The 4420-nt window shown below is 62.9% G+C and carries 5 protein-coding genes; 4 read left to right on the top strand and 1 reads right to left on the bottom strand.

Annotated elements, in window-relative coordinates; translation table 11 throughout:
* Positions 1-76 precede the first annotated feature (76 nt).
* Entirely contained in the window at positions 77-2692 is a 2616-nt protein-coding gene (gene clpB, locus D3872_RS17835) for an ATP-dependent chaperone ClpB (RefSeq protein ID WP_119812074.1), read from the top strand.
* Positions 2693-2791: 99 nt separating this feature from the next.
* Positions 2792-2983 carry a hypothetical protein gene (locus D3872_RS17830; protein WP_119812073.1) on the top strand — a complete coding sequence of 64 codons (192 nt, stop codon included), beginning with the start codon at positions 2792-2794 and terminating at the stop codon, positions 2981-2983.
* 3 nt (positions 2984-2986) lie between these two features.
* On the opposite strand, the gene D3872_RS17825 is transcribed toward D3872_RS17830, so the two are convergent.
* Positions 2987-3775: an alpha/beta fold hydrolase gene (locus D3872_RS17825; RefSeq protein WP_119812072.1), complete on the bottom strand. Its 789-nt coding sequence runs from the start codon at positions 3773-3775 to the stop codon at positions 2987-2989.
* 186 nt (positions 3776-3961) lie between these two features.
* On the opposite strand from D3872_RS17825, the gene D3872_RS17820 reads away from it, so the two are divergent.
* Both D3872_RS17820 and D3872_RS17815 read left to right on the top strand, forming a co-directional pair.
* Positions 3962-4150: a type II toxin-antitoxin system HicA family toxin gene (locus D3872_RS17820; protein WP_119812071.1), complete on the top strand. Its 189-nt coding sequence runs from the start codon at positions 3962-3964 to the stop codon at positions 4148-4150.
* 7 nt (positions 4151-4157) lie between these two features.
* Positions 4158-4370, top strand: a complete 213-nt coding sequence (locus D3872_RS17815) for a type II toxin-antitoxin system HicB family antitoxin (protein ID WP_119812070.1) — start codon at positions 4158-4160, stop codon at positions 4368-4370.
* Positions 4371-4420 lie beyond the last annotated feature (50 nt).

Raw genomic sequence — 4420 nt, 5'->3', positions numbered from 1 at the left:
CGGGCAATGCCATCTTGAAAACTATCCGCGCGGCCCTATTTTGCCTGTAACGTAAAAAACCAGTGGGAGCCACACCATGCGTCAAGACAAACTCACGACCAAGCTTCAGGAAGCACTGGCGGACGCGCAGAGCCTGGCGGTCGGAAACGATAACCAATACATAGAACCGCTCCACCTGCTGATGGCCCTGCTGGGCCAGGACGACGCCGCCGCCCGTTCGCTGCTGCAGCGCGCCGGGGTCAACGTCGGCGGGCTGAGCGCCGCGCTCAAGGGCGTCATGGAACGCCTGCCGAAAGTGAGCGGCACCGGCGGCGAGACCCAGGTCAGCCGCGATCTCATTTCGCTGCTGAATCTTGCAGACAAGGAAGCGCAGAAGCGCGCCGACCAGTTCATCTCCAGCGAGATGGTGCTGCTGGCGCTGACCGAGGACAAGTCCGACGCCGGCCGCCTGGCTCGCGAGTCGGGCCTGGCGCGCAAGGCGCTGGAGACCGCGATCGACGCCGTGCGCGGCGGCGAAAGCGTGCAGTCGCAGGAAGCCGAAGGGCAGCGCGAAGCGCTCAAGAAGTATACGCTCGACCTGACCGAGCGCGCCCGCAGCGGCAAGCTCGACCCGGTGATCGGGCGCGACGACGAGATCCGGCGCACCATCCAGATCCTGCAGCGCCGCACCAAGAACAACCCGGTGCTGATCGGCGAACCTGGTGTCGGCAAGACCGCCATCGTCGAAGGGCTGGCGCAGCGCATCGTCAACGGCGAGGTGCCCGATTCGCTCAAGGGCAAGCGCGTGCTGTCGCTCGACATGGCTTCGCTGGTGGCGGGCGCCAAGTTCCGTGGCGAGTTCGAGGAACGCCTGAAGGCGGTGCTGAAGGAGCTGGCGCAGGACGAAGGCATGACCATCGTCTTCATCGACGAGATGCACACGATGGTCGGCGCCGGCAAGGCCGAGGGCGCGATGGACGCCGGGAACATGCTCAAGCCGGCGCTGGCGCGCGGCGAGCTGCACTGTGTCGGCGCGACCACGCTCGACGAGTACCGAAAATACGTCGAGAAGGATCCGGCGCTGGAGCGGCGCTTCCAGAAGGTGCTGGTCGACGAGCCGACGGTGGAGGCGACCATCGCCATCCTGCGCGGCCTTCAGGACAAGTACGAACTGCACCACAAGGTGGAAATCACCGACGCCGCCATCATCGCCGCGGCCGAACTGTCGCATCGCTACATCACCGACCGCTTCCTGCCCGACAAGGCGATCGACCTGGTCGACGAAGCCGCGTCCAAGATCAAGATCGAGATCGACTCCAAGCCTGAGGTGATGGACAAGCTCGAACGCCGCCTGATCCAGCTGAAGATCGAGCGCGAAGCCGTCAAGAAGGAAAAGGACGAAGCCTCGCGGCGGCGCCTGGAGCTGATCGAGGAAGAGATCGCGCGGCTCGAGCGCGAGTACAACGACTTCGAGGAAGTGCTCAAGGCCGAAAAGGCGATGGTGCAGGGGACCACCCACATCAAGGAAGAAATCGAGCAGGTGCGGCAGGAGATGGAAGAGGCCAAGCGCCGCAGCGACTATGCGCGCATGTCGGAGCTGCAGTACGGCCGGCTGCCCGAACTCGAAGCGCAGCTGAAACAGGCCGAGGCATCGGCCGGCAGCCAGCCCGAAACCGCAAGGCCGAAGCTGCTGCGCACCCAGGTCGGCGCCGAGGAAATTGCCGAAGTGGTGTCGCGCGCGACCGGCATCCCGGTGTCGCGCATGATGCAGGGCGAGCGCGACAAACTGCTGCACATCGAGGACGAGCTGCACAAGCGCGTGGTGGGCCAGGACGAGGCGATCCATGCGGTGGCCGATGCGATCCGCCGCTCGCGCGCCGGGCTGGCCGATCCGGGCAAACCGTATGGTTCGTTCATGTTCCTCGGGCCTACCGGCGTCGGCAAGACCGAGCTGTCAAAGGCGCTGGCGAACTTCCTGTTCAATACCGAGGAATCGATGATCCGCCTCGACATGAGCGAGTTCATGGAAAAGCATTCGGTGTCGCGCCTGATCGGCGCGCCGCCGGGCTATGTGGGCTACGACGAGGGCGGCTACCTGACCGAGGCGGTGCGGCGCAAGCCGTACAGCGTGATCCTGCTCGACGAGGTCGAAAAGGCGCACCACGACGTGTTCAACGTGCTGCTGCAGGTGCTGGACGACGGCCGCATGACGGACGGGCAGGGGCGCACGGTGGACTTCAAGAACACCGTCATCATCATGACCTCCAACCTCGGCTCGCACAAGATCCAGTCGATGGACAGCGACGACCCGGGCGTGGTGAAGCTGGCGGTGATGGCGGAGGTGCGCGCGCATTTCCGTCCGGAGTTCATCAACCGGATCGACGAGATCGTGGTGTTCCATGCGCTCGACGAGAAGAACATCGGCGCCATCGCGCGGATCCAGCTCAAGCACCTGGAACAGCGCCTGGCCGAATTGGAGATGAAGGTCGATATCTCGGACGAGGCGCTGATGAAGATCGCGGAGGCCGGCTTCGATCCAGTGTATGGCGCGCGGCCGCTCAAGCGCGCCATCCAGCACCAGATCGAGAATCCGCTGTCGAAGCTGATCCTGCAGGGCAGGTTCGGGCCGAAGGATACTATTCCGATCCGCGTCAGCCACGGCAACCTGGTGTTCGAGGAGCCCGCGATGGCCGACGCAGCGCCCGCAGCCTGATCGCTCCAGGCCGCACAAGAACCGCGCTTCAGATGATGGGGCGCGGTTCTTTTTTTGTCCGAAGCTTGCGCCGCACCGGTTCGTCCCAACGTGAGGTTGATGCTTAAACAAAAACTGAACTGGAAGCGGCCGCTGTTCTTCCTCTTGCTGCCGATCTTCTTTGTGATGGTGTTCCTGGGCTTCCCGCTGCCGGTTGCGCCGCCCCCTGCCACCAAGGCCAGGCAGGAGGAAAGCGTTCCGGTGAAGGCCAGGAAGAAGCGTACAAGCCTGCTTCGCCGTGGCGACGAATGAGCTTCAGGCTTGTGCGACGCGCTCGATGAAAGCGCGTATCTTCGCCGGAAAAGTCTGGAAGGCGGCGTAGCTGTCGGCGATATGCAGTTCGGAGGCGGGAAGGACGCGGTGCAGTTCCTGCGCCGACGACACCGGATGGAGGGGGTCGCCGCTCCATCCGAGGATCAGGGTTGGAATGTGGGCCAGCGCGCCGAAGGCACCGCGCGGCGGGAGGTCGGATTCGCTGGCGGCCTTGTACAGGGCCGGGACCGTTCCGGGCGCCAGCGCATTCACGCCGATGGACAGGCCCTCGGACTGGCCGGGCGCGGCGTCCACCAGCCATTGGGGCAGGGTGCGGGCCATGTCGCGGCCCATCAGGCGGTCAAGCGCGCGGTCGCCTGGCGAGCGTCCATGCCCGGCGATGCGCTGGTACAGCGCCCTCTGTGCGGCGCGGGTTTCCCAGACCATGGGCGGCATCGCGAGCATCAGTCCTTTGATGCGGTCCGGCGCCTGGATGGCGGCATGGATCGCGGTCGCGCAGCCCATCGACATGCCGCCGGCGATAAAGTCGTGGGCGTCCGCCGCATCGGCGACGGCCAGCATGTCGGCGCCGAGCGCGCGCCACGTCAGGTCGGCGGACAGCGGGGACATCTGGCTGTGCCCGTGACAGCGCGCGTCGTACCTGATCAGGCGGCACACGCCGCCAATGTCCTTCCATCCGAACCAATCCAGTTCGTTTTCGGTCTGGATGCTCGACATCAGGCCATGCGCCCAGACGAAGGGAATGCCGTCGCCGATGCTTTGAACACTCAATCCTGTACAACTGCTTAGCACCACGATGCCCTTACCGTATTTATCCAAGACGACATGGTACCAAGTGCGATCAAGCGTGTGGCGTGCTTTGATATGCAGTTTACGCTAAGGTCGGTACTGCGACTTATCGGTACGAAGCTGTCGGAAGCCAAGTTCAGGCCAGGATTGGGGTAGTATGCTTTTCGGATGAAGGTATCCGAACTGATTAGAGTGCTTCAAAAGAACGGATGGGTGCTGACTGTGACGCGCGGCAGCCATCGACAGTTCAAACATCCAGCGATACCGGGACGGGTAACCGTTCCAGGAAAACCAAGTGATGAACTTGCGCCCGGCACACTTAATAGTGTATTTAAGCAAGCTCGTTTAAAGAAGTGAGGATAATGTGCGTTACGCTATTGTGATCGAACAGGCTCAAGGGAATTTTTCAGCATATGTTCCGGATCTTCCAGGCTGTATCGCTACAGGCGCGACAGTGGCTGAAGCCGAGGCGGAGATTCGGCAAGCAATCGCATTGCATATCGAAGGTATGCGCGAAGATGGTCTTCCAATCCCTTCTCCAGTGAGCAAGGTTGAGTATGTGGAGATTGCAGCCTGACTCTTGAATTGCCCGCTGACTGACCGGAAAATAGGGTGGCCGGAACGGTT

It is taken from the genome of Massilia cavernae, assembly GCF_003590855.1.
Classification (GTDB): Bacteria; Pseudomonadota; Gammaproteobacteria; order Burkholderiales; family Burkholderiaceae_D; genus Telluria_A; species Telluria_A cavernae.
The sequence above is the reverse complement of the archived record's forward strand: the minus strand, read 5'-3'. Positions and strand labels throughout refer to the sequence as shown.